Source organism: Baekduia sp. Peel2402 (assembly GCF_052567285.1).
The window spans coordinates 4,687,103-4,711,775 of the sequence record NZ_CP199582.1; the positions used below are offsets into that span (position 1 = coordinate 4,687,103).

General features: G+C 71.4%; 24 protein-coding genes. 10 read left to right on the forward strand and 14 right to left on the reverse strand.

Annotated elements, in window-relative coordinates; genetic code table 11:
• Nucleotides 1-42: 42 nt before the first annotated feature.
• The gene (locus tag ACT01A_RS22945) at nt 43-642 is read right to left on the reverse strand and encodes an RNA polymerase sigma factor (RefSeq protein WP_445149431.1); all 600 of its coding nucleotides are present in this window, start codon (nt 640-642) and stop codon (nt 43-45) included.
• 319 nt (nt 643-961) lie between these two features.
• Here ACT01A_RS22945 and ACT01A_RS22950 point away from each other — a divergent pair, with 319 nt between their 5' ends.
• Nucleotides 962-1,510, forward strand: a complete 549-nt coding sequence (locus tag ACT01A_RS22950; protein WP_445152857.1) for an FHA domain-containing protein — start codon at nt 962-964, stop codon at nt 1,508-1,510.
• Nucleotides 1,511-1,518: 8 nt separating this feature from the next.
• Here the strand turns inward: ACT01A_RS22950 and ACT01A_RS22955 are convergent, their stop codons facing one another.
• Complete coding sequence (locus ACT01A_RS22955) at nt 1,519-3,567, reverse strand: protein kinase domain-containing protein (RefSeq protein WP_445149432.1); 2,049 nt, start codon at nt 3,565-3,567, stop codon at nt 1,519-1,521.
• Nucleotides 3,568-3,596: 29 nt separating this feature from the next.
• Here ACT01A_RS22955 and ACT01A_RS22960 point away from each other — a divergent pair, with 29 nt between their 5' ends.
• From ACT01A_RS22960 to trxB, 3 genes are read left to right on the forward strand one after another with little or no spacing between them, the layout of a single operon-like run.
• The gene (locus ACT01A_RS22960) at nt 3,597-4,583 is read left to right on the forward strand and encodes a phosphatase PAP2 family protein (RefSeq protein ID WP_445149433.1); all 987 of its coding nucleotides are present in this window, start codon (nt 3,597-3,599) and stop codon (nt 4,581-4,583) included.
• Entirely contained in the window at nt 4,580-5,734 is a 1,155-nt protein-coding gene (locus ACT01A_RS22965; protein ID WP_445149434.1) for a lysylphosphatidylglycerol synthase transmembrane domain-containing protein, read from the forward strand. Before ACT01A_RS22960 ends, ACT01A_RS22965 begins: the two co-directional genes overlap by 4 nt.
• A 19-nt stretch (nt 5,735-5,753) precedes the next feature.
• Nucleotides 5,754-6,770: a thioredoxin-disulfide reductase gene (gene trxB / locus ACT01A_RS22970; RefSeq protein ID WP_445149435.1), complete on the forward strand. Its 1,017-nt coding sequence runs from the start codon at nt 5,754-5,756 to the stop codon at nt 6,768-6,770.
• A 3-nt stretch (nt 6,771-6,773) separates the two neighbouring features.
• Here trxB and ACT01A_RS22975 read toward each other — a convergent pair whose 3' ends face one another.
• Together ACT01A_RS22975 and ACT01A_RS22980 are read right to left on the reverse strand one after the other, a co-directional pair.
• Complete coding sequence (locus tag ACT01A_RS22975; protein WP_445149436.1) at nt 6,774-8,141, reverse strand: hypothetical protein; 1,368 nt, start codon at nt 8,139-8,141, stop codon at nt 6,774-6,776.
• A 124-nt stretch (nt 8,142-8,265) separates the two neighbouring features.
• Nucleotides 8,266-8,817 (reverse strand): matrixin family metalloprotease, encoded by a 552-nt coding sequence (locus tag ACT01A_RS22980; protein WP_445149437.1) that lies wholly within the window; start codon nt 8,815-8,817, stop codon nt 8,266-8,268.
• Nucleotides 8,818-9,145: 328 nt separating this feature from the next.
• On the opposite strand from ACT01A_RS22980, the gene ACT01A_RS22985 reads away from it, so the two are divergent.
• The gene (locus ACT01A_RS22985; RefSeq protein WP_445149438.1) at nt 9,146-9,946 is read left to right on the forward strand and encodes a LuxR C-terminal-related transcriptional regulator; all 801 of its coding nucleotides are present in this window, start codon (nt 9,146-9,148) and stop codon (nt 9,944-9,946) included.
• A gap of 62 nt (nt 9,947-10,008) precedes the next feature.
• Here ACT01A_RS22985 and ACT01A_RS22990 read toward each other — a convergent pair whose 3' ends face one another.
• The 3 genes from ACT01A_RS22990 to ACT01A_RS23000 all read right to left on the reverse strand — a co-directional run bounded on the left by ACT01A_RS22990 (nt 10,009) and on the right by ACT01A_RS23000 (nt 14,325).
• Nucleotides 10,009-11,502, reverse strand: coding sequence for a S8 family peptidase (locus ACT01A_RS22990; RefSeq protein ID WP_445149439.1), 1,494 nt, complete (start codon nt 11,500-11,502; stop codon nt 10,009-10,011).
• Between the two features lie 3 nt (nt 11,503-11,505).
• Nucleotides 11,506-12,684: a hypothetical protein gene (locus ACT01A_RS22995; protein WP_445149440.1), complete on the reverse strand. Its 1,179-nt coding sequence runs from the start codon at nt 12,682-12,684 to the stop codon at nt 11,506-11,508.
• Nucleotides 12,685-12,804: 120 nt separating this feature from the next.
• On the reverse strand, nt 12,805-14,325 hold the full coding sequence (locus ACT01A_RS23000; protein WP_445149441.1) for a hypothetical protein: 1,521 nt from the start codon (nt 14,323-14,325) through the stop codon (nt 12,805-12,807).
• Nucleotides 14,326-14,772: 447 nt separating this feature from the next.
• On the opposite strand from ACT01A_RS23000, the gene ACT01A_RS23005 reads away from it, so the two are divergent.
• Nucleotides 14,773-16,284, forward strand: coding sequence for an MlaD family protein (locus ACT01A_RS23005; protein WP_445149442.1), 1,512 nt, complete (start codon nt 14,773-14,775; stop codon nt 16,282-16,284).
• A complete protein-coding gene (locus tag ACT01A_RS23010; protein ID WP_445149443.1) occupies nt 16,281-17,039 on the forward strand; it encodes a hypothetical protein in 759 nt (252 codons plus the stop codon). Before ACT01A_RS23005 ends, ACT01A_RS23010 begins: the two co-directional genes overlap by 4 nt.
• A gap of 335 nt (nt 17,040-17,374) precedes the next feature.
• On the opposite strand, the gene ACT01A_RS23015 is transcribed toward ACT01A_RS23010, so the two are convergent.
• The 4 genes from ACT01A_RS23015 to ACT01A_RS23030 form a co-directional block, all read right to left on the reverse strand.
• Nucleotides 17,375-17,965: a methylated-DNA--[protein]-cysteine S-methyltransferase gene (locus ACT01A_RS23015; RefSeq protein ID WP_445149444.1), complete on the reverse strand. Its 591-nt coding sequence runs from the start codon at nt 17,963-17,965 to the stop codon at nt 17,375-17,377.
• The gene (locus ACT01A_RS23020; protein WP_445149445.1) at nt 17,962-18,429 is read right to left on the reverse strand and encodes an RNA polymerase sigma factor; all 468 of its coding nucleotides are present in this window, start codon (nt 18,427-18,429) and stop codon (nt 17,962-17,964) included. The genes ACT01A_RS23015 and ACT01A_RS23020 overlap by 4 nt, the downstream gene beginning before the upstream one ends.
• 125 nt (nt 18,430-18,554) lie before the next feature.
• On the reverse strand, nt 18,555-19,013 hold the full coding sequence (locus ACT01A_RS23025) for a hypothetical protein (protein WP_445149446.1): 459 nt from the start codon (nt 19,011-19,013) through the stop codon (nt 18,555-18,557).
• 106 nt (nt 19,014-19,119) lie between these two features.
• The gene (locus ACT01A_RS23030) at nt 19,120-20,682 is read right to left on the reverse strand and encodes a 3-hydroxyacyl-CoA dehydrogenase NAD-binding domain-containing protein (RefSeq protein ID WP_445149447.1); all 1,563 of its coding nucleotides are present in this window, start codon (nt 20,680-20,682) and stop codon (nt 19,120-19,122) included.
• Nucleotides 20,683-20,717: 35 nt separating this feature from the next.
• On the opposite strand from ACT01A_RS23030, the gene ACT01A_RS23035 reads away from it, so the two are divergent.
• The 3 genes from ACT01A_RS23035 to ACT01A_RS23045 all read left to right on the forward strand — a co-directional run bounded on the left by ACT01A_RS23035 (nt 20,718) and on the right by ACT01A_RS23045 (nt 22,749).
• A complete protein-coding gene (locus ACT01A_RS23035) occupies nt 20,718-21,137 on the forward strand; it encodes a hypothetical protein (protein ID WP_445149448.1) in 420 nt (139 codons plus the stop codon).
• Nucleotides 21,134-21,592, forward strand: coding sequence for an NAD(P)H-binding protein (locus tag ACT01A_RS23040; protein ID WP_445149449.1), 459 nt, complete (start codon nt 21,134-21,136; stop codon nt 21,590-21,592). Before ACT01A_RS23035 ends, ACT01A_RS23040 begins: the two co-directional genes overlap by 4 nt.
• A gap of 71 nt (nt 21,593-21,663) precedes the next feature.
• Nucleotides 21,664-22,749 carry a hypothetical protein gene (locus tag ACT01A_RS23045; RefSeq protein WP_445149450.1) on the forward strand — a complete coding sequence of 362 codons (1,086 nt, stop codon included), beginning with the start codon at nt 21,664-21,666 and terminating at the stop codon, nt 22,747-22,749.
• Here ACT01A_RS23045 and ACT01A_RS23050 read toward each other — a convergent pair.
• The 3 genes from ACT01A_RS23050 to ACT01A_RS23060 are packed head-to-tail and all read right to left on the reverse strand — an operon-like array spanning nt 22,727 to nt 24,655.
• Entirely contained in the window at nt 22,727-23,683 is a 957-nt protein-coding gene (locus ACT01A_RS23050) for a nucleoside hydrolase (RefSeq protein ID WP_445149451.1), read from the reverse strand. The two genes, ACT01A_RS23045 and ACT01A_RS23050, sit on opposite strands and share 23 nt — an antisense overlap.
• Nucleotides 23,680-24,279 carry an NUDIX hydrolase gene (locus ACT01A_RS23055; RefSeq protein WP_445149452.1) on the reverse strand — a complete coding sequence of 200 codons (600 nt, stop codon included), beginning with the start codon at nt 24,277-24,279 and terminating at the stop codon, nt 23,680-23,682. Before ACT01A_RS23055 ends, ACT01A_RS23050 begins: the two co-directional genes overlap by 4 nt.
• A complete protein-coding gene (locus tag ACT01A_RS23060; RefSeq protein ID WP_445149453.1) occupies nt 24,251-24,655 on the reverse strand; it encodes an OsmC family protein in 405 nt (134 codons plus the stop codon). The genes ACT01A_RS23055 and ACT01A_RS23060 overlap by 29 nt, the downstream gene beginning before the upstream one ends.
• Nucleotides 24,656-24,673: the final 18 nt, after the last annotated feature.

Below are 24,673 nucleotides of genomic sequence, written 5' to 3' on the forward strand. Positions count from 1 at the left end.
TAACCGCCGAGCCGGAGGAGAGCGCCGGCCCCGGGCCTGGCGCTACGCGACGCTGCGGCCGCCGACGGCGGCGGCGACGCCCGCGCGCGCCCGGCAGACCAGCGCCTTCGACGCGCCGGCCGAGACGCCGAGCACGCGGCCGATCTGGGAGTGGGAGCGGTCCTCGAGCTCGTGCATGACCAGCGCGCGGCGCTGGCGCTCGGGCAGCGCCTCCATGCCGCCGACGACCGCGTCGAGCTTCTGGCGGCTGGCGATCATCGAGACCGGGCCCGGGCCGTGGTCGGCCAGGACCGCCTGGTGGGGCTCCAGGTCGGTGGTCCGGTGCGGCTTGCGCAGCTGGTCGAGGCAGCGGTTGCGGACGATCGCGTGCAGCCACGGGCGCAGCGCGATCTCGGCGTCGTTGCGGCGCAGCGAGGACAGCGCGCGGACGAACGCGTCCTGCACGCACTCCTCGGCGTCGTGGTGCTGGCCGCCGAGGACCTGGCGGGCGTAGGCGACGAGCTGGGGCTCGTAGCGCTGGACGATCGCGGTGAAGGCGGCGTCGGACCCGACGCGCGTGGCGGCGACCAGGGCCTCGTCGGTGGCGTTGCCGGCGCGCGGGGAACGCGTCTTGGAGGGGAGGGAGGGGGCCGTGGTGCTCATGTACGACATGTTCGCCGGCCCCTGATCGTCCGGCTACCGACCCCGGGGTCACACCTTGGCCCCCACAGGTGAGGCGATTGCACACCTAGGTGTGAAGGACGGGCGGGCGGGTCCGTCTCCCCGCGGCGAGGGTGCGGTTGTCCTCACCTGACCGCGCCGGAGGGGTCTCTAGCCTTGGGCGCAGATGTCCGCCGACGACTCACCGCTCGCCGCCCACGCCGCGTCGCCCGCCGAGCTGCAGGAGCGCCTGAGCGCCGAGCGCGATGGCGCGCCGTTCCTGGTCCTGCGCGACGGCGCGGGGCGCCAGCGGCTGCTGCGCATGGACGGCGACCGGCTGAGCATCGGCCGCGCCGAGTCAAACGGCGTGCCGCTGCCGTGGGACACCGAGGTCAGCCGCCTGCACGCCGAGCTGGAGCGGATCGCCGGCGAGTGGACGCTGATCGACGACGGTCTCAGCCGCAACGGCACCTACGTCAACGGCACGCGCGTCAGCGGCCGCGCGCGGCTGCGCGACGGCGACGTCATCCGGATCGGCCAGACCACGCTCGGCTACCGGCGGCCGGACGCCGAGGAGACCGTGGAGCGCACGGTCGTCGCGGGCGAGCCGGTCGCGCTCGGCGACCTGCCGCCGACCCAGCGCGCCGTCCTGGTCGCGCTCTCCCGCCCTTACAAGAGCGCGGAGTTCGCGACGCCTGCCACCAACCAGGAGATCGCCGACGAGCTGCACCTCAGCGTCGACGCGGTCAAGGCGCACCTGCGGTCGCTGTTTCAGAAGTTCGGGATCGAGGCGCTGCCGCAGAACCAGAAGCGCTCGCGGCTCGTGGCCGAGGCGCTACAGCGTGGCCTCGTCACGCAGCGCGACCTGTAGGCCTAGGCCTACGGCACGTCCAGCCGCGTGACCGACCCGGACGCCAGGTTGGTCACCCACAACGCCTTGCCGTGCGCGGCGATCGCGAACGGGTTGCGCCCGACGTCGATCGGGTCGCCGATCGGCTTGCCGGTCTTGGCGTCCAGCCGCACGACCGCGTCGTCGAGGTTGCTGACGACCCAGACCGAGCCGTCGGCGACCACGAGGTCCTGCGGGCCGCGCACGTTGAGCGGGATCGTCGCCGCGTTGTCCAGCGCGCGCGTGTTCTGGGTGACCGTGCCGTCGTCGTAGTTGGTGACCCACACCTGGCCGGCGCCGTAGGCGACGCGGTGCGTGCCCAGGCCGATCGGCGTCGACTTGCGCTCGCCGGTCCGCGGCGAGATCCGGCTCAGCCGCGCCCGGCGCCGATTGGGGACCCAGACGAAGTCGCCGCCGGTCGTCAGGTCCCCGACGCCCTCCTGGCCGAACTGGATGTCCTGCGTGGCGGCGTCGCCGTGCGGGGCGATCTTGACGATCGAGGACGGCGGGTCGGTGGTCTTGACGGCGCGCCGCCCGACCCAGACCGCGTTCTCGCCCGTAGAGACCACGACCGCCTCGCCCTCGCCGACCAGCCGGTCGCCCTGGATGTGGCCGGTCTTGGGGTCGATCCGCAGGACGCGCGCCTGCGGGCCGTTGGTGACCCAGAGCGAGCCGAAGCCGGCGGCGATCGACGTCGTCCCGGCCTTCCACGGCAGGCGGATCGTGCGGTTCTTGCCCTTGCCCTCGGCGGGCAGGCCGATCAGCCGGTTGGTGCGCGGGCTGCCGACCCAGACGCGGCCGGAGGCGTAGGCGATGGTGTTGGGGCGCGGGTCGACGTCGACGGTGGTGGTCTTGACGCCGCCGTCCTTGGTGGCGGTCGTCGACGTCGTGGCCGAGGTCTGGGTCTGCGGGGCGTTTGCGTTCTTGTCGTCATCGCCGCCGGTGGCGAGCAGGACGACGATCAGGACGAGCGCGGCGCCGGCCAGCAGCGAGAGGAGCGGCGTCAGCCACGGCGGCAGGCCGCCGCGCGACGTCGGCCGCGGATGCGCCTCTCCTGGCCCCAGCGCGGTGGCGGCGGTCTGCGTGACCTTGGTGCGATCGCCGGTCGCTCCGGGCACGACCGTCTCGTCGTCGGGCAAGCCGCCCGGTGCCGCCGCGCCGCGCGCGACCGTTCGCTCCGGGCCCGGCGCCGGCCCGTCGCCGACGGCGGCCAGCGCGGCGCGTCCGAGGTCGCCGGCGCTCGGGAAGCGGTCGTCGGGATCCTTCTCGAGCGCGCGCTCGACGACCTCCGCCAGCGCGGTTGGCACGCCCGGCTCCAGCGCGTGCGCGTCCGGCGGCGCGTCGTGCAGGTGGGCGTAGAGCGTCGCCTCGTCGGAGTCGCGCCGGTACGGCGCGACGCCCGTCAACACGTAGAACAACAGGCAGCCGAGCGCGTAGACGTCGGCGCGCGCGTCGACGCCCGTGCCGCGGATCTGCTCGGGGGCGATGTAGCCGAGCGTGCCGACCCAGCGCCCGGAGCCGGTCATCGACAGCTCGCCCTCGCCGTGCAGACGCTTGGTCAGCCCGAAGTCGGTGAGGTAGGCGTGGTCGCCGTCGAGCAGGACGTTGGCCGGCTTGATGTCGCGGTGGACGAGGCCGCGCGCGTGGGCCGCGTCGAGCGCGTTGGCGATCTGCGCGATCACCGAGGCGGCACGGTGGGCCGGCAGCGGACCCTCGCGCTGGACGAGCGTGCGCAGGTCCTCGCCGTCGACGAAGCGCATCGCCAGGTACAGGCGGCCGTCGTCCTCGCCGGCGCTGTAGACCGGGATCACGTTGGGGTGGTCGATCGCCGCGGCGGCGCGCGACTCGCGCACGAAGCGCTCGCGGAAGTCCTCGTCGCGGGCCAGCGGCGTGGCGATCAGCTTCAGCGCGACCGGGCGCTGCAGGTCGAGCTGCTGGGCCTTGTAGACCACGCCCATGCCGCCGCGACCGGCCAGGCCGGTCACGCGGAATCCGGCGATCTCATCCCCGGGCTGGAGCTCCTGGTCGAGGGGGCCCACCGCTCGCGAAGGTATCGACAAAGGCGGCGGTGACGCGCCGTCGCAAGGAGACGCCCGCCCCGCGCAATAGAATGCCCCGCCTCGTGCGCCTGTCCTCTGCCGTCCGCGTTGCCGCGTGGAGTGTGGTCGCGGCCGGTGTGGCGGTTCCGCTTGTTCGCAAGCGTGGCCGGATTCCGCCGCCCGTCGTCACCGCTGCCGCGGCGGCCGCACCCTTCGCCCTCAGCGTCGCCCTCCCGCGCTCCAAGAAGCGCGACGTCGTGCTGGTGATGTTGCAGATGTACGCCTACACGGTCACCTACCAGATGCCCAACGACGATCCGGAGGCGCTGGAGCGCCGGGTCCACCTGGATTACCCGGTGCGGATCGACCGGATCCTGGGCTTCGGCGAGATGCCCAACGTGCGGCTGCAGCGCTGGTTCGCGGTGCCGGGCAAGATCCGCAAGCGCGACCAGGTGCTCGTGTGGTCGCACTGGCTGTGGTTCCTGTTCCCGCACGGGACCGTTGCCTACGTGATGTGGCGCCACCCGGACCGCTTCCCGCGCACGGCGGCGCTGACCTACGCGGTCTTCGACCTGGGCCTCATCGGCTACTGGGCGGTCCCGACCGCGCCGCCGTGGTACGCCTCGCTGCACGGGCGCCTGGGCGAGCGCGGGGACGTCGCAATCCGCCGCATGATGGTCGAGCACGGTGAAGCGTTCTGGCGTGACAGCTGGGAGCCGCTTTACAGTGTCCTGGGAGGAAACCCCCTGGCCGCCATGCCTTCGCTTCACTTCGCGACGTCGCTGATGGCCGCGCACCTGCTGACGGAAGCAGGGCCCGTTGAGGGCGCGGTGGGGTGGACCTATGCGCTGACGCTCGGCTTCGCGCTCGTCTACCTGGGCGAGCACTACCTGATCGACCTCCTCGTCGGCGCGTCGTTGACCGAGGGCGTCCGCGCGGCCGCGCCGGTGGCAGCGCCCGCCATCAGCCGGGTCGGCCGCCTGCTGCAGGGGCTCGAACGGCTGGCGCGCGCATGACGACCGACGCGCGCGCGCTCCAGGACCACCACGACGTCGACGAGGTCGACGACGAGGAGCAGATCCCGCTCATCAAGGTGACGCGGCGGACGCTCGTGCTCGGCGTCCTGTTCATCGTCTTGTGCATCGTGTTCCTGGCGGTCGTGCTGCCGCAGCTGGCGGGGCTGGGGGACACGTGGCAGAAGGTCAAGGACGGCGACCCGCTGTGGCTGATCGTCGCGCTGGTGTTCACGCTGCTGTCGTTCGCGGGCTACGTCGTCTTGTTCCAGGGCGTGTACGTGCGCGACGGCTTCCGGCTGACCGCGCGCGAGTCCTACGAGATCACGATGGCCGGGCTGGCGGCGACGCGCGTGTTCGCGGCCGGCGGCGCGGGCGGGATCGCGCTGACGGCGTGGGCGCTGCGGCGCGCGGGGATGCCGAAGCGGGCGGTCGCCGACCAGACGCTGGCGTTCTTGGTGTTGACCTACGGCGTGTACATGGCCGCCGTGGTCCTGGGCGGCTTCGGGCTGTACTTCGGCGTGCTGCCGGGCAGCGACGACTGGGCGATCACGCTGCTGCCGGCGATCATCGGGCTCGTCGCGTTCGGGATCGCGCTGCTCGCGTCCTTGACGCCGACCGACTTGCAGCGCCGGCTGGACGGCTACGCGCGGCGCCACGGGCGCGTGGGGCGGCTGGCGCAGAAGGCCGCGAACCTGCCGGCGGCGATCTCGGCGGGGATCCGGATCTCGGTCGCGCTCGTGCGCTCCGGCGACCTGGCGCTGGTCGGCTCGATCGCCTACTGGGGCTTCAACATCGCCGTGCTGTGGGCGTCGTTCAAGGCGTTCGGCGAGGCGCCGCCGTGGGCGGTCGTCGTGATGGGCTACTTCGTCGGGATGCTCGCCAACCTGCTGCCGCTGCCGGGCGGCGTCGGCGGGGTCGACGGCGGGATGATCGGCGCGTTCGTCGCCTTCGGCGGAGAGTCGAAGGACTCGATCGTCGTGGCGGTGCTGACGTACCGGCTCTTCGCGTTCTACCTGCCCACGATCCCGGGCGCGATCGCCTACTTCCAGCTGCGTCGTACGGTGGCCCGGTGGACGGAGGAGCGACGCGCGGCCCGAGCGGCGCGTAACGCCCGTCCGGGTGTCGGTACTATACAAAGTGAAGCGACCTGAAACGGGAAGGACCCACAGCATGGCCGACATCGAGAACGTCATCATCATCGGAAGTGGCCCGGCGGGCTACACGGCCGGGCTGTACACCGCGCGTGCGAACCTCACGCCGCTGGTGATCGAGGGCTTCATGTGGGGCGGGCTGCTCCAGCAGACGACCGAGGTCGAGAACTTCCCCGGCTGGCCTGATGGCGGCATCTCCGGCCCCGAGCTGATGACCAAGATGCGCGCGCAGGCCGAGGACTTCGGCGCGCGGTTCATCACCGATCAGGCGACGTCGGTCAAGCTGGCCCAGGAGCCGGGCGGGATCCACGAGGTCCACGTCGGCAGCGACGTGCACCGCGCGCGCACGGTGATCCTCTCGATGGGCGCCGAGCACAAGAAGCTGGGCGTTCCGGGCGAGGCCGAGCTGGCCGGTGCGGGCGTCTCGTACTGCGCCACGTGCGACGCCGCGTTCTTCAAGGACCAGGTGATCATGGTCGTCGGCGGTGGTGACTCCGCGCTCGAAGAGGCGATGTTCCTGGCCAAGTTCGGCCGCAAGGTCGTGCTCGTCCACCGTCGCGACGAGCTTCGCGCCTCGCAGATCATGCAGGCGCGCGCCCGTGCGATGGAGAACATCGAGTTCAAGACGCCGTACGTGGTCGAGGAGTTCCACGAGGGCGACGGGCCGTTCAAGCGCGTGGCGAAGCTGAAGAAGACCGGGACCGACGAGACCGAGGAGGTCGAGATCGGTGGCGCGTTCATCGCGATCGGCCACGAGCCGCAGTCGGAGATCGTCGACGGCGTGATCGAGGTCGACGACGAGGGCTACGTCAAGGTCGACGGCCGCTCGACGCGGACCAACCTGCCGGGCGTCTTCGCCGCGGGCGACCTGGTCGACCACACGTACCGCCAGGCGATCACCGCCGCGGGCAGCGGCTGCCAGGCCGCGCTGGACGCCGAGTGGTACCTGCGCGACACGCCGCAGGTGCCGACGCCGGAGGGGTTGCCGGAGGGCGACCTCGCCGAGGCGCAGTGGGCGCCGACGCAGACCGCGTAGCGCCTACGCGACGGTGAACTTGAGGACGTTCCGGCCGCTCGCCGGGGCGTCCTTGAAGCCGTTCTCGTCGCGCGCGAGGACCTCGAGCACGTAGCTGCCGCGAGGCAAGGCCATTGCGAACGAGTAGGTGAACTCGTTGCGCAGGTCGCTGAGGTCGGCGTTGAAGTAGGTGCCGCTCGCCGTCCCGCACTTCTTGGTGGTCTCGAGCAGCAGCGTGCCGTCGTCCCAGGCCGAGCAGCGCTTGACGGTCTTGGTCTTGTACTTCGGCTTCTTGGTCTTGCGCTTGGTCTTGACCTTCACCTTGGTCTTGACCGTGACCGTGCGGGTCAGGCGCAGGCGGACGTCCTTGACGCCGTTGGGGTCGACGTCGATCGTGCCCTTGACCTGGCCGGGGCCCTTCTTGGCCTTGAACGCCTTCTTGCTGGTGATGTTGGTGACGTGCGTGATCGGCCCCGACGTGTCGGTCGTGCCGCACAGCCCGTCGTGGCCGTTGGTCGCGCACGGCGACGGCGTGACGTAGGGGATGTCCGGTGGCGATTGCGTCTTGGTCGAGCCGCAGTAGCCGTCGTTGCCCTCCGAGACGCAGACGGCCATGCGCACGGGCGGGCGGGTGCCGTCGCCCTTGGAGACCATCAGCGTGTGCGGGCCGGGCTCGTTGAACGGCACGCTGGTCTGGCCGTAGATCGGGCCGGTGTCGAGCGAGACCGCGGAGGCGCCCTCGTCGGTCGCGACGGTCGCGCCGGTCGGGGCCTTGTCGCCGATCGTGCGGACGAGCACCGGCGCCTTGCGGCCCGGGACGGTCTGGGCGTCGACGTCGTACGGGCCGCCGTCTCGGATGCGCGCGTACAGCGGCGTGCCGGAGAAGCAGCCCGTCGTCTTCGATCCACACGCCTGGTAGAGCAAGACCTCGGAGCCGGCGGGGACCGTCGTGTTGCAGGCGTCCTGGTAGAAGGCGGAGCTCATGCCGTTGTCGACCGGGCCCTGGTCGACGTACAGGCGCCAGTACCACGCCGGCTGCGTGGCGGGCGGGACGACCGCGGGCTCGGCGACGTTCTTGACTGCGGAGATCCGCCACTTGCCGCTCACGGGGTCCTTGACGGTCTTGACCGGCGCCGCCGTGGCCGCCGCAAGCACCGCGGCGATCGGGCTCTCCGCCGCGCACGTCGTGGTCTCCGGGCTGGGCGCGAGCGGATCGGTGGCGTCCTTGATCGTCACCGCCGCCGGCGCATCCACCGCGACGCGGTTGACCCACGCCGACGCGATCGTCGTCGCCGACTTGCTCTCGACCCGCACCACCGACGAGTACGCGCTCGCCGAGCCCGCGCCGACCAGCGTCGCGACCACCGTCACGACACCGACGCCGCCGAGCATCCTTGCCTTCTGACCCATGTTCCCCTGGCCGCCCCGGGACGGGCGCCCTCTCCTCCTGGGCCGATCCTACCCTCGCCAACCCTGCCATTTCCACCCCTCCTTTGGCGAGGAGTGGGCTCGGCGGCTAGCGACGGCGGGGCTTGGCGGCGCGCTTCTTGGCGGCGGCGCGCTTCTTCTTCGTTGCCGCGGCCGCGCGCTTCTTCGGGGCGGGCGCCGGCGCACCGGTCTCGAGGGGCGCGGGCGTTGTGAGGCACTCGGCGACCGGCTCGACGTAGGTCGCGTACATGACGTCATCCATGTCGTCGATGTGGTCGTGGCCGGTGAGGTGGCCGACCTCGTGGACGACGACCGTGCAGAGCTTCTGCCAGTCCCAGTCGACCTGGAGCGAGAGGGCGATCTCGCAGTCGGTGTTGAAGGAGGGCTGGAGGTAGGGGTCGACGTCGTTGGCCCAGGAGGACTGGGCGTTGGTGGCGGAGCCCAAGGCGTCCCAGCTCATTACGACGCGACCGCGGCAGGGCGTCATGCCCCAGTGCTCGGAGCCCATCCACAGCGCGGTGCGCAGGGTGGAACCGCCGACGGGCCAACGTGTAGCCGGGGAGTCGGCGGCGTTCGTGACGCTCGGGAGCAGCAGCGCGAGCGCGAGCAAGGGGATGAGCAGGAAGCGGCGGCCGTCCATGGCGGGGAAGAGGCGGCGGGCATCCGTGCCCAACCGCCCACAACCATCGGTTTGGTCAGCCCTTTGGATGAGCTCAGAGGTCCGCTTTGGCCACATTTGCTCCGGCGTTAGGACCGGACGTTCGTCCAGCGGGATTCCGGTGTGCCAGATCGGCAAAAGCAAATCGAAAGACCTAAATTCTGAGTCTTGCTTTTCCACCCGAACCGGGGGTACGATCGCCTCCTTCTTAGGGAGGAGAAAGGGTCACTTGTCAGCCATGGATGTGCTCACTCGTCCATTGGGTCCTGTTGCGGAGGCGGCTCGACGGCTTCGCGGCGTGCAGCGCGCGATGACGAGGTTGTCCAGCCTCGATTCCGTCGCGCGGCTGGTCGCCGCCGCGCCGCGCGAGGCGTGCCGCGCCGTCGGCTTCGAACGCGCGATGTTGTCCCACATCCGCGGTGACCGGGTCGTCTTCGCGAGCGTCAGCTTCGAGGCCGATCCGATCATGGCCGCGGACTTCGCGCGGCTCGCTCGCGCCGTCCGCCCGCGGCTGGATCGCTGCGCGCCCGAGCACGAGGCGGTCGTCCGCCAGATGCCGGTGCTCGTCCGCGACGCCCAGACCGCGACCGGCCTGTTCCGGCCGCTCACGCACGTCGCGCGCACGACCTCGTATGTGTGCGCCCCCATCGTCCGCGACGGCCACACCGTCGGCCTGCTGCACGCCGACTACTTCGGCACCGCCCGCGACCTCGACGAGCTCGATCGCGAGCTGCTGTGGACGTTCGCGACCGGGATCGGCTGGGCGATGGACGACATCGCCGGCCGCGGTCAGCGCCGCGGCCACGGCGACGGCGGCCACGACGGCATGACCGACGACGTGCCGGTCGAGGCCCGCATGGGCGGCGCCGAGCTCGACGGCGAGCTGTCCGGCGCGCCCGGCCGCCTGGCCACGATGACCGCCCGCGAGCTCGAGGTCCTCCAGCTCATGTCCGAGGGCGCGTCCAACGCGGCGATCGGCGAGGCGCTCGTGATCTCGCAGGCGACGGTCAAGTCCCACGTCCGCCACATCCTGCGCAAGCTGGGCGCGGCGAACCGCACCGAGGCCGTCAGCCTCTTCCTCGCCGGCCGCCGTCGCACGACGGCGGTCTGAGGGAAGAGGCTCGGCCTCTTCCTCGCCGGCCGCCGTCGTACGACGGCGGCCTGAGGCAAGGCCTACTTCTTGGCCTTGGCCTTCGCCTTCTTGCGCTGCTTGTAGGCGCTGAGCGTGTAGGGCTCGACCTCGGCCGCGGTCTGCGCCGCGTCGTCGGGGTCGACCGCCGGGGCGGAGGTCACCGCGATGTAGAAGGTCCCGGACCGCGCCGCGGTGATCTCCAGCTGCGGGTCGCTCGACAGGCCGCCGGTCGCCACCAGCGCCCATTCGGCGACGTCGTCGGTCACGTCGAAGCTCTCCACGCGCGGGTCGAGGATCGCCAGCTCCAGCAGCGCGTTGGGATCCGCCGCGCTCACGTTGACCACCAGCCGCTCGCGCTTGAGCAAGGACACGCGGTAGACGTCGGCCGGGTCCTTGGCGGGCGACACCGTCCCGGTCGCCTTGAACCTCATCTTGGTCTTGGTCAGCAGCGCCGGGTGCTTCTTGACGTAGGCCGAGGACCGCACCCAGTACGGGTCGTCGTCGGGCTCGACCGACGTGTCCTTGGCCAGCGGCGCGGCGGACAGCGCGGTCGGCAGGCTCAGCAGCCCGTAGCCCGAGTCGTCGTCGCGCCCGCCAGTGCCCAGGTCGGTTCCCGCGCGCCGAATGACCTCGAAGAGCTGCTGGGTGGTCAGCGTCGGCCGCGACGCTTGGACGAGCGCGACCGCCCCGCCCAGCGCCGGCGCCGCGAACGACGAGCCCGTCGCGAAGCCGAAGCCGACCGGGCACAGCGCCAGCGGCAGCGGCGCGGTCACGCCCTCGCCCGGCACGAGCAGGTCCAGCCACGGCCCCGTGTTGACCGGCGCGCTGCGGCTCGGCGTCGCGGTTGCCGCGCCCGCCGTCAGGACGTGGGGGAGGCTCGATGGCAGGTTCGCGTCGGGCAGCGTGTCGTCGCCCATCCCCGTGACGACGATCACGCCCTTGGCGAACGCCGCGTCGACCGCCTTGACGAGCGCCCGCCACTCGTCGTCGCTCGCGCCCGCCGCGGGGACCGACCCCTCGACGACGACCACGCCAGCGCCGCGCGCGACCGCCAGCTCGATGCCCTTAGCGACGACGGCCAGCGCTGCCGTCCGCGCGCCCGGCGCGTAGATCCGCACCGGCAGGATCGGCGACCCCGGCGACACGCCGGCCATCCCCGCTCCGGCCGACGCCGCCAGGCCCGCGGCGCTCGTGCCGTGGCCGTCCCAGTCGCCGCTCACCGGCGCGCCCGTCGCCGCGTCCCAGCCCGGCAGGACCCGGCCCGCGAGCTGCGGGGCGTCCGGGTCCACGCCGGTGTCGAGGATCGCGATCGGCTCCGTCGCCACTCCGTTCGCAGCCAAGGCCACGGCGCCGAGCGCCCGCGGCACGTACGTCGCGTCGGTGGGCGCCGGGACGCAGAACCCCGCCGACGGCAGCGCCAGCGCGGCGCCGAACGCAGGTGAGGCCGGACCCGCCCACCCCGCCGCGATGGCGGCTCCGGCCCCGGTGACGACGGCGGCCGCGACCCGGACGGCGATCGCGACCCTCCGTCGCACCGCCTATCCGACCTTGATGCTGACCAGCAGGTTGGTGCTGACGATGATCGGCAGCGGGATGATCAACGCCGAGTTGTTGCACGGCGAGGTCGGCGACCCGGGCGACAGGCAGGCCTGCACGTCCAGCGGGTCGGGCGGCGAGGTCAGGGTCAGCTTCGCCAGGCCCGTGCCCTTGCCGATCTTCCCCTTCAAGAAGAACGTCTGGGTGAACTCGGTGAAGCCGGTCGTGATGTACGGCTGGTCGCAGCCGTCGTCGTCGTTGCGCAGCTCCAGCGGCAGCTGGATCTTGGTGTACGCCGTCGCGGTCACCCCGCCGGCCGCGGTCAGCGTCGAGATCGACTGGCGCGTCGGGTCGAGGTTGACGTTGGTCGGCGTGCCCGTGCGGATCGCCGCCGAGACCTGGCCGCCGTGGCAGTCGTCGTCGATGAAGACGTTGGTCCGGCCCAGCGTCAGGTTGCCGCGGGTCAGGTTGATCTGGTTGTCCTGGTTGAGCTTGTAGCCGCCCGGGATCAGGCCCGTCAACGTGCCGCTGATCGGCGCCTGGCGCTGGAAGGCGCCGAAGTCGAGCAGGGCGTAGGAGCCGTCCAACATGGTGACCTTGACCGGCGAGCCCGCGGCGCTGTCACCCGAGGTCTTGCACTTCTCGTAGGTGTAGGCCTTGACCTTCTTCTTGACCTTGACGATCCGGTTGCCCTTCTTGACGGTGACGGTCTTCTTCACCGACTTGTAGACGGGCACCGTGACCTTCACGGACTTGGGCTTGCCGGTCCGGACCTTGACCTTCTTGCCCTTCCGGACGACCGTCTTGTACTTGTAGCGCTTGACGGTCTTGGTCTTCGTCCGCACGCACGAGCGGGTGCAGGAGACCATCAGCTTGCGCTTGGCCTTGACGACGGCCTTGCGGTACTTCTTGGTGCCCTTGATCTTCTTGTACGCGTACTTGTAGTAGGACTCGTACACGTCGGTGAGCTTGCCGCTCTTGAGGATCTGCGCGGGGCACGTGTCGGCGGCGGAGCGCGCGGTGGGCGCGCTGGCGGCCGCGGAAGTCGTGATGCTCGCCGGGGCGGCGGCTACGGAGCCGGCCACGAGGGCGAAGGCGAGGGCGGCGACGGCCACCATCTGCGTGAGGATCCGCCGGCCGTGGCGGAGGGGCGACGTCGTGTCGGGGTGATGCGGGTGCATCTGCTCTCTCTCCCAGAGAAGTTTTCCAACCCTGCCGGAGGGCCGGGCCCCGATCCGAAGACCGGGGCCCGTTCCGTCCGTGAACTGCTTGAACTGCCTAGGGCGTGAGCCCGTCCTGAACTAGTTGACCGCCACGTCGCCGACGAGGACGTCGAGCGAGATCTGGTTGACGTTCAGGTCAGCGGCGACCGAGACGGACGAACCGCTGTTGGACACCGTGTAGCCATCACCCGGGACCGTCGGGGCGAGCGTCGTGACCTGCGACGGGGCCAGGGCGCTCGAGGCGACCAGGCTCGTCGGGGCCGCGTTGCACGCCGCAGCCGGAGCCGGACGGGCAGCGCCGGTGTTGGCCGGCAGGCCCGCGTTCGGAACCGTGCCGCCCGGACCCGTCGCCGCGGAGCCCGCGGGGATGGTCGGAGCGACCGTGTCGGAGCTCAGCTGCTCCGCGTCGACGCCGGAGTACGGAGCCAGGCAGGCGGCGACCGCGAAGCGGGCCTCCGAGCCGGGCAGCGACGAGACCTGCGCCTTGGCGATGCGGAGCTTGCCGTCGGCCGTGATGCCCGGGGCGATCTTCAGGTTGCCGGCGAGCCGGATCGAGGGGATGTAGTTGGTGATCCCACCGGTCCAGATCTGGCGGCAGTTGAAGATGCCAGCCGGGTAGTTGTTGCCCGTGATGAGCGGCGAGCCGAACGAGTCCTGATCGACCACACGCAGGATCGAGTTGATCCGGGTCTTCAGGGACACCGTCACGTCGATGCCGTAGGCCTTGCCCGGGATGTTCCCGAACAGGTTGGCCTGGCCACCGGACTTGCCGATCACGATGTTCTGCGAGCCGGCGACGCCGTCCGCGTTCGTGTCCTGCTTGACCTCGTCACCGACAGAGGCGACGTTGAGGTCCAGCGCGTTGGTGCGGAGCACCGTGTCCTTGGGGCTCGGGGGCTGGGTGAAGCCGCCGGGCGTGGACTGCGCCGTGTAGGGGAACGGCTGCGGGTTGCCGCCGACCTGGTTGTTGTCACCCGTGACCTTGCCGGCCACGACCTGGTCGATCGAGTCGACACCAGGGGTGACGGGCAGGAAGCCCGCGGGCGTCGAGACGCTCACCGACGGATCGATGAACGGGAAGCCCGGGAGACCGCCCGGCTGCGGGATGCCGCCGACCGTGCCGGACGCCGCCAGACCGCCGCCGAACGACAGCGCCGAGGTGCCGGTGAAGTTGCCGCAGCCCGAAAGAGCCTCCGGCAGACCCAGCGAGTTGGCGTCGTAACGCGTCGTCGAGTTAGAGACCTGCGTGTTCCACAGAAGCGGAATCGAGGTCGACGACAGGTGGTGGGTGCTGGACGGCAGGATCGACAGATCCACGTTGCCCAGCGCGCCGCCGTCGTAGGAGTCGTGGAACACGAGCTCCGCGGACAGCGAGCCGCCCAGGTTGACCTCACGCTGACCGAGCGAGGCGCCCAGGTCGATGGTCGCCCGGTTGGGGTTCGCAGCGGTCTTGCCGCCGCGCAAGGCGATCGTGACCGGAAGCTTGAAGTTCACCAGCGACGCGCGCTTGACGAACGACTTCCGGCTGATCGCCTTCGGGTTCTTCTTGATCTCCTTCTTGAGCTGCGCACGGACAGCGGCACGCTGCTTCGCGGACATCTTCTTCGCAGATGCCGGGCCGGCGAGAGCGCCGACCGCCAGAGCGGCAACTGCGAGGAGCCCGAGGTAGCGCCAAAGGCTACTTCTGAGGGACACCGTTCCTCCTCCTTGATGAATTGACCTTCCCCTGCTGACCCGTGCTGCCTTCTCGGTTCCTCCCTGGATCCGAGCTCCCGCAGCACGAGAAGGCGACCGTAGAGCGGGCGCATCACCCGGGGCATCCACCCGAAGGCTGATCTTCGTCATCCCAAAGGGTGAAATCGCGTTCAGAAGCGCAGGATCCTGGCGAAGACGGCCGAGTTCGCCTGGAAATCGCAGGGTCTCGGCGTGTACGGTCGCCGCCCTCGCCGGGCCGTCCCGGGCTCGGCGCGGCCCGTCGCGAGCCGTGTTCTACGCCCCTAACCGGTCAATTCTCACCCTCAGGTCGAGCCTCAGGGATGACGTCAGGTGATCACCGAACGCCTCGGCTTCGGCCGGATCCTGGTGGTCGTCGCGTTCACGCTGACCTGCTTCGGGCTGATGCTCTACCTGTGGAGCGCGTTCGGCGGCTCGGTCCCGCTCAAGCCGCACGGCTATCGCGTGCGGATCGCGCTGCCGGAGGCTGATCTGCTGGCGGTGCAGGCCGACGTCCGCGTCTCGGGCGTGTCGATCGGACACGTGGTCGAGACCGAGCGCTCGCCGGTGGACGGCAACCGGCTGGACGCGGTCGTGGAGGTCGACGCGCGCTACGCGCCGCTGCGGGGCGACGTGCAGGCGACGATCCGGCGCAAGTCGCTGGCCGGTGAGGAGTACCTCGAGCTGACGCCGGGGACGCGGGACACGGTGGCGATCGCCGACGGCGGGCGGCTGCCGAGCGCGCAGATCGCGCCGAGCGTGGAGATCGACGAGCTGCTGCGCGCGTTCGACGCGCCGACGCGGCGGGCGCTGGAGGTCTGGATCCAGTCCCAGGCCGCGGCGCTGGATGGGCGGGGCGGGGAGTTGAACGCGGCTTTGGGTCAGCTCCCAGGCTTCGAGGAGGGGCTGACGGGGTTGTTGGAGGCCTTGAACCGGCAGGCGCCGGCGGTGCGCGCGGCGGTGTCCGGGACGGGCGAGCTCTTCGACGCGCTGAGCGAGCGGCGTGCGGCGCTGCGGGGCGCGATCGTCAACGGGTCACGCGCCACCGACGCGCTGGCGGCCCGGGCGGACTCGATTGCCGCTGCGTTCCGGGCGCTGCCGGAGTTCGAGGCGCAGTCGCGCGCTCTGTTGGCGCGGGTCGACCGGTTCCGGGTCGACGCCGACCCGGTGCTGACCGCGCTGCGGCCGGGGATCCGGGAGCTCAGCGCCACCGCGGGGGAGATCCGCAAGACCGCGCCGGAGCTGGCGTCGCTGGCGCACGGGGCGCTGGCGCTGAGCGCGGCGTCGCGGCGCGGGCTGCCGGCGACGCAGCGCTTCCTGGATCGCGCACGGCCGTTGGTCGCGCAGTTCGCGCCGTTCCTGGACCAGCTCGCGCCGGTGTTGGGCTACATCGGCCCGCGCGCTGACGCGGTCTCGACGCTGGTCGCCAACCTGACAGCCGCGACCCAGGCGACCGCCTCGGCGTTCGGGACCGAGGAGCCGCTGCACTACGCGCGCGGCGGGATGCTGACGGGGCCGGGGATGCTCGCGCAGTACGCGTCGCGTCAGTCGTGGATGCGAAGCAATGCCTATGCCTCGGAGCCGGCGGGGACCGAGCTGCAGAAGTCGGTCTTCGACGTCCGGGGTTGCAGCGATGCTCCGGCCTTTCCGACGATCGCGCGGACGCCGGAGCTCGACCAGCTCTGGTCGCCCACGATGGTCGCGCGGATCGAGAAGTACGTGTTGAACGGGGGCGTCGGGGCGGCGCCGCCGTGCCGGTTGCAGAAGACGCCCCAAGGGGAGACCGCGTTCCCGCGCGTCGAGCCGCTGTCCCATTCGCCGTCCGCAGGAGGAGCAGGACCATGATCTGCCGTCGCATCGCCGCCACCGCCGTCGTCTTCGCGGTGGCCGTCGTCGTCACCGCTTTGGCTGTCGCCGCGCCCGCCGCGCAGGCCGCCGACCACACGCAGCGCCTCGACGTCGGCGCCGAGCTCGTGCGCCAGCAGCCGGGCGGCAAGCCGTGGATCGTCAACCTCGTGCTCGGCGCGCAGCTGGGCATGTCCGACGGCACCGCGCCGGCGCCGGTCAAGCGCATGGTCTTCTCGTTCACGCGTGGGGCGCAGGTCCACCCGGAGGCTTTTGCGACCTGCACGATGGACATCATCAACAAGCAGGGGCCGGGGGCGTGCCCGCAGGCGTCGCGGCTGGGGTCCGGCACCGCGAAGGCGGCCGCGCTGGAGATCCTGATCGACGCGACCGTCACGGTCTTCAACGGGCCGAAGGTCCCGGGCGGCCGGCAGCTGATCGTTTATGCCCGCGCGCTCGGGACGGTCGTCATCCCGCTGGTCGGCACGCTGAAGAAGACGTCGGGCAGGTACGGCTGGGTGCTCGACCTGCCGGTGCCGCGGATCATGACGGTGGGGGAGGAGAACGACGCGGCGATCACGAGCTTTGAGGTCAAGGTCGGCGGCATCGGGCGCAAGAAGGTCCCGTTCATCGAGGCGCCGACGTCGTGCTCCAAGCCGGGCTGGCCGTTCTTGGGGTCCTTCACCTACGCCGATGGCGCCGCGGGCTCCTCGTCGGCCACGATCCCGTGCCTCCTAAAGGCGGCCAATGACTGACGCGCCCAGTCGTCATATCCCGCAAGGAACCTTGCGGGCGACGGCGAACAACATCGCTTAATACGAGTACGGCGCAACTCCGGCCGATCTCTTGCGTAGTTGAGATAGAGCTTATGCCGCAGACCACCACACACATCTTCCAGTACCCCAAGGTCACCCCGATCGCCGCCGCCCAGGGCGCGCCGAAGCCCGCCGCTCCCGTGGCGCCGCCCGCGCCGCGCCCCGCCGCCTAGCTGGCCGTCCGTCCGTCCGTCCGTCTCGAGAAACGGCCCCAGGAGGGCCAGAACTCGAGATCTTCGCTCGGACCGCGCCAGTCCGGCGACCAGTAGGCGCGCCTAGAAGGCGATGCCTTCGAGGCGCAGCAGGGCTTCTTTGCGGTGCATGCCGCCGGTGTAGCCGGTGAGCTTGCCGGAGGTGCCGATGACGCGGTGGCAGGGGACGACGATCGGGATCGCGTTCGCGCCGAGGGCGCGGCCCGCGGCGCGCGAGGCCTTCGGGTTGCCCGCGGCAGCCGCGACCGCGCCGTAGCTGGCGGTCGTGCCGAACGGGATCTCCGCGGTCGCCTGCAGCACGCGGCGGCCGAAGTCGGAGTAGAGCGTCCAGTCGATCGGGAGATCGAAGGTTGTCCGGACGTTGTTGAAGTACTCGTCCAACTCGCGGCGGACCGGGTCCAGGCGCGTGGGATCTTCGAGCACGCGCGGGCTGAGGCGCTTGGAGAGGTCGTCGAGGACCGGGTCCAGGCCGCCGTTGAAGTCCTCGTAGGCAAGGCGCACCAGGCCCGTCGGGGTGGTCGCCGCGACCAGCGCGCCGACGGGGGAGTCGATCACGGCGTAGGCGACGTCCGGCTGCGCGCGCTCCACGAACCGGCGCGTGGCCGCGTCGAGCGCCTGCATGTCGATCTCCGGTCCTGGCAAGTTGTCGTTCATGTCGCGCTCATCTCCGCCCGCAGTCGCTTGAGCCCCTCATGCGCGGACCGCCGTGCGGCTTCCTCCGAGCATTCGAGCGCGACCGCCACCTCAGCGTGCGTCAGGTCCCCGGCATACCGCAGCAGCACCGCCGCCTTCATCTTCGGCGGCAAAGCCCGCACCCGCGTCCACGTCTCCTCATCGGCCAGCGGCGGATCCTCCACCGCGACCTCCGGCACATCCTCCACCGGCACCGCCCGCCGCACCCGCGCACGGTGGTGATCCATCGCCTTGCGATGCGCGATCGTCATCACCCACGCCCGCTCATTCGACCCCTTGCGCAGCTTCGGCCACGCCTTCAACGCCGACAGGAACGTCTCCTGAAAGCAGTCCTCTGCCGCCTCACGCCCAACCGACGCCACCAAGAACCGGAACACCGGCTCCCGCTGCTCATCGAGAAAGCGCTGAAACGGACCCACTGCCATCTACAACGCCCTGGCGCGCCGCGACGTGAGATCTACCGCCGCTTGCCGCCGCGCGTCTCCGGCAGCCCGATGCCGGGCGTGGGCGGAGGGGGAGGCGGAGGTGTGGGCTGACTCGCCTTCACGACCTAGAGGATACCCGTCGCCAGGACCGTCAACGACAGGACTTCTACGACGAGGCTCGACGCCGCCAACCGGAACGCACGTCGGACGGGTGCCATCCGCTGGTCGTTGTCCTCCCAGAAGCGCTGCATGTCGTAGGCCAGCCGTCGTCGCAGCTCTGCGGGATCGTTGCGGAACGCGAACAGCTCCTCATAGATGCGCGGGCCTTCGAGCGCGAAGACATAGCTGCGGGGCATGAGCACGAACAGGCTCGCGCCGAACGCGAAGGCGAAGGCGGCCAGCGCGACCGTTAGGACGACGACGGGGCGAAGATCGTCGAAGGCGCGGCCTCCAAGCAGCGAAACCGCCAGTGACGCCGCAGCGAGGAGCACGCCCGTCCGCGCGCGCAGCTCCTCCAGGAGCTTCTCCTGCTTGTCCAACGCGCGGATTGCGTTGTCGTATGCGATCTGTTCGAGGTCGCTCACCGGATCGGCGACAGTGGCACGCGATCCGGCGGAACGACCTCAGGTGATCACGGCTCGCCGTGCTTGGACCGCGGCTCGCGGCTGCAGAGGGACGAGAGGCCGCGGCTCACGGCTCGCCGTGGTCGTGCTCGAAGTGCTCGTGGTCGTGGAAGGCGGTGATGCGGCGCAGGAGCGGGGCGGTGCGGTAGCGCTCTTCGCGGTACTCGTCGTAGAGGCCGTCGAGGATCATCACGATGTGGTCGAGGGAGGTGGTGTCGGCCCATTCGAGGGGGCCGATGGGGTAGTTCAACCCCAACTGCATGCCGGCGTCGACGTCTTCGGGGGTGCCGACGGACTCGCCGACGGCGAAGGCGCACTCGTTGATGACCTGGGCGAGGATGCGGCCCAGCACCAACCCCGGGGCGTCGGCGACCCAGGCGGTGGGCAACCCCAAGGCGTTGAAGAACTGCTCGGCGCGGTCGGCGGCGACGTCGGCGGTGGCGACCGTCCTGGTCAGCTCGACGAGGCCGACCGGCGGCAGCGCGTGGAAGCCCGCGGCGTTGCCGCCCTGGTCCAGCGCCTGGAGCGGGCCTTCAGCGCAGAGGATCACGCGCGGCGCGCCCTGAAGCGGCGGGGCGTCGTCCTCGGCCGGACCGCACTCGACGATCAGCCACGGCACGTCGCCGTCGGCCTCCTCGGCGACCGCGAAGCCGGCCTCTTCAGCGCGCTCGCGGAGCTCGTCGGCGATCGGCAGGAAGCCGCTGATCAGGACTGCGCCCTCGGCGCCCTCGGGCACGCCCGGCTCGGGCGCGGGCGCGTCGTCGGGACGGTGCGGGACGCCGTCCTCATACGCGTACCAGCCCTGCCCGGACTTGCGCCCGAGGTGGCCGGCCGCGACCTTGGAGGCCTTGATCACGTTCGGCCGCCAGCGCGGCTCGCCGAAGCTCAACTCGTAGAACGACTTCGACACCTCGAAGCTCACGTCCAGGCCCACGAGGTCCTGGAGCTCGAACGGCCCCATCCGGAACCCCGCCGCGCGGACGATCCGGTCGATCTCCTCCAGCGGCGCGATGCCCTCCTGGAGCAACCGCAAGGACTCGAGCGTGAACGGCCGGTTACAGCGATTCACCAAGAAGCCCGGCCCGTCGACCGCGTCGATCACGCGCCGGTCCATCGCGCGCCCCGCGGCGCGCGCCAGCTCCAGCGACTCCTCCGAGGACGCGACGCCCGCGACGACCTCGACCAGCTTCATCAGCGGCGCCGGGTTGAAGAAGTGCATGCCGACGACCTTGCTCGGGTCGGCCGCCGCGCGCGCGATCGTCGTGATCGGGATCGACGAGGTGTTGGACGCCAGCACCGCGCTCGGTGCCACGCGCGACAGCTCGCGGAAGATCTCGTCCTTCAGCTCGGGGCGCTCCGGCGCGGCCTCGATGATCAGCTCGGCGTCGGCCAGGCCCTCGAACGACGTCACCGCCTCTAGCCGCGCGCCGATCTCCTCGGCGTCGCCGTCCAGGCGGCCCTTCTCCACCAACTTGGCGATCCCGCCGCGTGCTCGCGCTGCGCCCTTCTCGGCCGCGCCCTCAAACGCGTCGTAGAGCAGCGCCCGCGCGCCGCTCTGCGCCGCGAGCTGCGCGATCCCGGATCCCATCGTGCCGGCGCCAACCACGCCGATGACCTTCGGTGCGTCCATGCCCGGCACGCTATACGGGCGTAGACTCGATGGGCGTGGACCCCTTCGCCGTCATCATGATCGCCGTCCTCGGCGGACTGGTCGTCGGGCTGTTGCTGCTCGGACTCTTCCATCCCCGGACGGGGGCGGACACGCTGGACTGGCGGCCGACGCGCAGCGCCGAGCTGGAGGTCCAGAACGAGATCGACGATCTCGACCAGATGCTCGAAGCCGCCAACGCCCGTCGTCGTCGGCGCGGGGAGCCCGAGCTCACCGAGGACTCGGTCCGCGCCAGCGTCGGCGCCGACGTCGCCCAGTCCATCAAGCGCCGCGAGGACCACCTCGCCGACCTGGAGGTCGTCCAGATGCTCGACGCCAAGAACGCCCGCCGGCGTGCCAAGGGCCTGCCGGAGATCAGCCGCGAGGAGTACGAGGCCAAGCTCTTCGGCCCCCGACGCGGAGGTCCCGGCGCGTGAGGGTCCTGATGGTCGGCGGTGGCCGGCCCGGGCTGGAGCTGACGCGGCGCCTGGCCGCCGACGGCCACGCGGTCCGGTTCGTCACGCGCAACGAGGCGTTCGTCCCGGAGATCGAGGCCGCGGGCGGGGAGGCCTACATCGGCGACCCTGACCGGATCGGCTCGCTGCGCTACGCGCTGGACAACGTCACGATCCTGCTGTGGCTGCTGGGCCGCGCGCCCGACGGCGACCTGCACGGCTCGCGCTTGACGATGATGATGGAGCGCACGATCGACACGACCGTGCGCGGCGTGATCTACGAGGGGACCGAGGCCGGCGCCGCCGAGGTCGTGCGCATGGCGGGGTACAACGAGATCCCTTACGCGATCCTCGACGTGGCGCGCGACGACCCCGAGGCGTGGGCCGACGCGATCCTCGAGCAGATCGACGGCGTGCTCGCGGCGCCGCGCGGCTGAGGTCAGCGCAGCGCGGCGCGTCCGCACGCCTGGCCGGTTGCCGCTCGTCAGCGGTCTAGACTGCCGCGCGCATGCGCGCCATCCTCGCCGCCGTCGTCCTCGTCGCTCTCATGGCTCCGGCCGCCGCGCACGCGCTACCCGGCGACCCGCCGTTCGAGCCGCTGACGCCCGCCGACGGCGCCGCGCTGCCGGTCGACCCCGGCGGCATCCCGGTCACGTTCAGCTGCCCGGTCTACCGGACCTACGACGCGGGCGAGGGCTTTGCCCTCTACGGCGGGCCGAAGGACTACAGCGTGCTCATGTCCGCCGGGACCGCGACCGGCCCGGACGGCCGCCTCACCGACCCGGTCACGATCGTCTACGGCCAGGCGATCCCGGGGCAGGACGGCCAGTGCTCGGCGGTCCTGAGCGCCGGTGGCTCGGTCCGCCCGCAGGAGACGCCCGGCGCATACCACTGGCAGGTCTCCCGGCTCTGCACCGGCTGCACGACCGGCTACGAGACCGGGCCGATCCGCGCGCTGACGCTGGTCAGCACCGTCAAGCCCACGGTCAGCGCGCTCGGTCGCGCCTACGCGGGCTTCCCGTTCCTGGTCAAGGTCGCCGCCGACGGCGCCGCGTCCGGGACGACGGTCACGGTCGAGCGCCAGTCCGGGGCGGCGTGGGTGAAGGCCGGCGCCGGGACGGTGGCCAGCGGCGTGGCTGAGGTCGCGGTCACGGCGGCGCGCAAGGGCTCGGCGCAGCTGCGCGCGCGCCTGACGTCCGGCACCCAGGACGTCGTCGGGGAAGCCACCGCGATCGCGGTCCGCTCGGCGTCCGGCGGCAAGCGCACCGCCGTCCGCGCCGGCGCGTGGACCGGCAACCACGACGTCTCGTTCACCGTCTCCGGTCGCACGATCAAGCGCTTCACCGGGCGCATCCCGCTGCTCTGCCCGACGCCCGGGATGGTCTCGCCGTTCACCACCATGATCGGGACCGCGTCGTTGAAGTCCGCGCGCCTGGCGCCCGACGGCTCGTTCCTCGGCGCGGCGACCGCGTCGGGCAGCGCGTTCCGGATCCGCGGGCGGCTGTCGGGCTCGCGCTCCAGCGGCGGCCGGATCGAGCTCAGCCTCGGGGGCTGCACCGGCAACGCGTCGTTCAGCGCGAAGCGCGCGCGCTGAGCGTCGCGACCGCGTCGACCACGAGCGCCCAGAACGCGCCGTGGTCGAGCTCCAGCGCGACCTCCGCGTTGGGCACCCGGCCCGTGACCCCGAAGCGGTCGACGACCGTCGCGCCGCGCGTGAACTCCCCGCGCAGCTCGACCACGACGTTGGCCGCCTCACAGGTGACGATCGCCGGATCGATCACGCGCGCAACCGCGACCGGGTCGTGCACCGGCGCAGCCGGGAAGCCCCAGAGCGACTTGTAGCGGTCGGCGAAGAACCCCAACAAGTCGACGACGAGCGCGCTCAACGGCGACCGGATCGCGCGGAGTTGTTCCAGCACATCATCGGTCGCCAGCGCCTGGTGCGTGACGTCCAGCCCGCACATCGTCACCGGCAGCTCGCTGGAGAAGACGACGTGCGCGGCCTCCGGATCGGCCCAGATGTTGAACTCGGCCAGCGGGCGCCAGTTGCCGGTGGCGATCGCGCCGCCCATCAGCACGATCTCGCGGACGCGCTCGCGCACCAGCTCCGGATAGCGCGTGAGGAGCAGTGCGACGTTCGTCAGCGGCCCGGTCGGGATCAGCGTGACCGCGTCGGGCGATTCCCTTAACACGTCGGCCATCAGGTCGACCGCGTGGCGCGGGTCGAGCGCGACGTCCGGCTCGCCGAGATCCGCGCCGTCCATCCCGCTCTCGCCATGGACCGCGCTCGCGTGTTCGGAATCGCGCGCGCCGAGCAACGGCTCCGCCGCGCCCGCCGCCACCGGCACATCACGAATCCCCGCATGCGTGCACGTCAGCAGCGCGTTGCGCGTCACGTGCTCCAGCGACCCGTTCCCGCCGACCGTCGTGATCGCCCGCAGCTCCAACGCCGGCGACGCGGCCGCCAGCAGGATCGCGACCATGTCGTCGTGGCCGGGATCGCAGTCGAGGATGACGGGGACGCTCACGCGCCCGCCGCGGCGTCCAAGCGCTCGAACAGGTCTCCGAGCATCCGCGCCGTCGCGCCCCACACGAGGTGGTCGCCGACCACGTAGGTGTCGGTCCGGAACGGCACGCCGCGCCGGATCAGCCGCCGCCGTCCGTAGCCGGCGCGCAGCTCGTCGAGCGTGAACTCCAGGACCTCGGAGACCTCGGCCTCCTCCGGCCGCCAGGTCTGGCCGGGCTCGATTAGCCCGACGAAGGGGTAGACGGCGTAGCCGGTGGCGATCGTCGGCGTCGGCTGGAGCGCGCCGATCAGCTCGACGCCGTCCGGCGCCAGCCCGATCTCCTCCTCGGCCTCGCGCAGCGCGGTCGCGCAGAGGTTGGCGTCCTCGGGATCCTGTCGCCCGCCGGGGAACGAGATCTCGCCGGGGTGGCGCCGCAGGTCTTCACGGCGCCGCGTCAACACGACGCGCGGGGCGCCGTTGGCGTCCAGGAACAGCGGGACGAGCACGGCCGCGTCGGTGCGGCCGTGGACGTCGAGCGCGGCGGCCTCTTCAGGGTCCAGCAGGACCCCGTCGAGGAGCGCGCGCAGCTCAGCGCGCGAGGGAGACCCGCTCGACACGCTCGTCGAACATCACCTCGCCCTCGAGGGTGCGATGGACCGGGCACTTGGCGGCGATCACCCGCAGGCGCTCGACCTGCTCGTTGGAGAGCGAGTCCGGGAAGCGCATGATCAGGTTGAAGCGCGTGGGACAGCCGCGCTCGGCCGGGGTGTAGTCGCAGGCGACCTCCACGTCGCCCACGTCCCAGCCCTTGCGCTTGGCGTACATCTCCATCGTGATGGCGGTGCACGCCGCCAGGGACGCGGCGAGCATCTCCTGAGGGCTGGGGCCGCTGTCCTCGCCGCCCTTGTCTGTGGGCTCGTCGATGGTCAGCTGGTGGTCGCGGATGCGGATCGCCTGACGGAGCGATCCCGACCGCGTCGCGGTGGCCTTCATGTCATCGATGATGGCAAA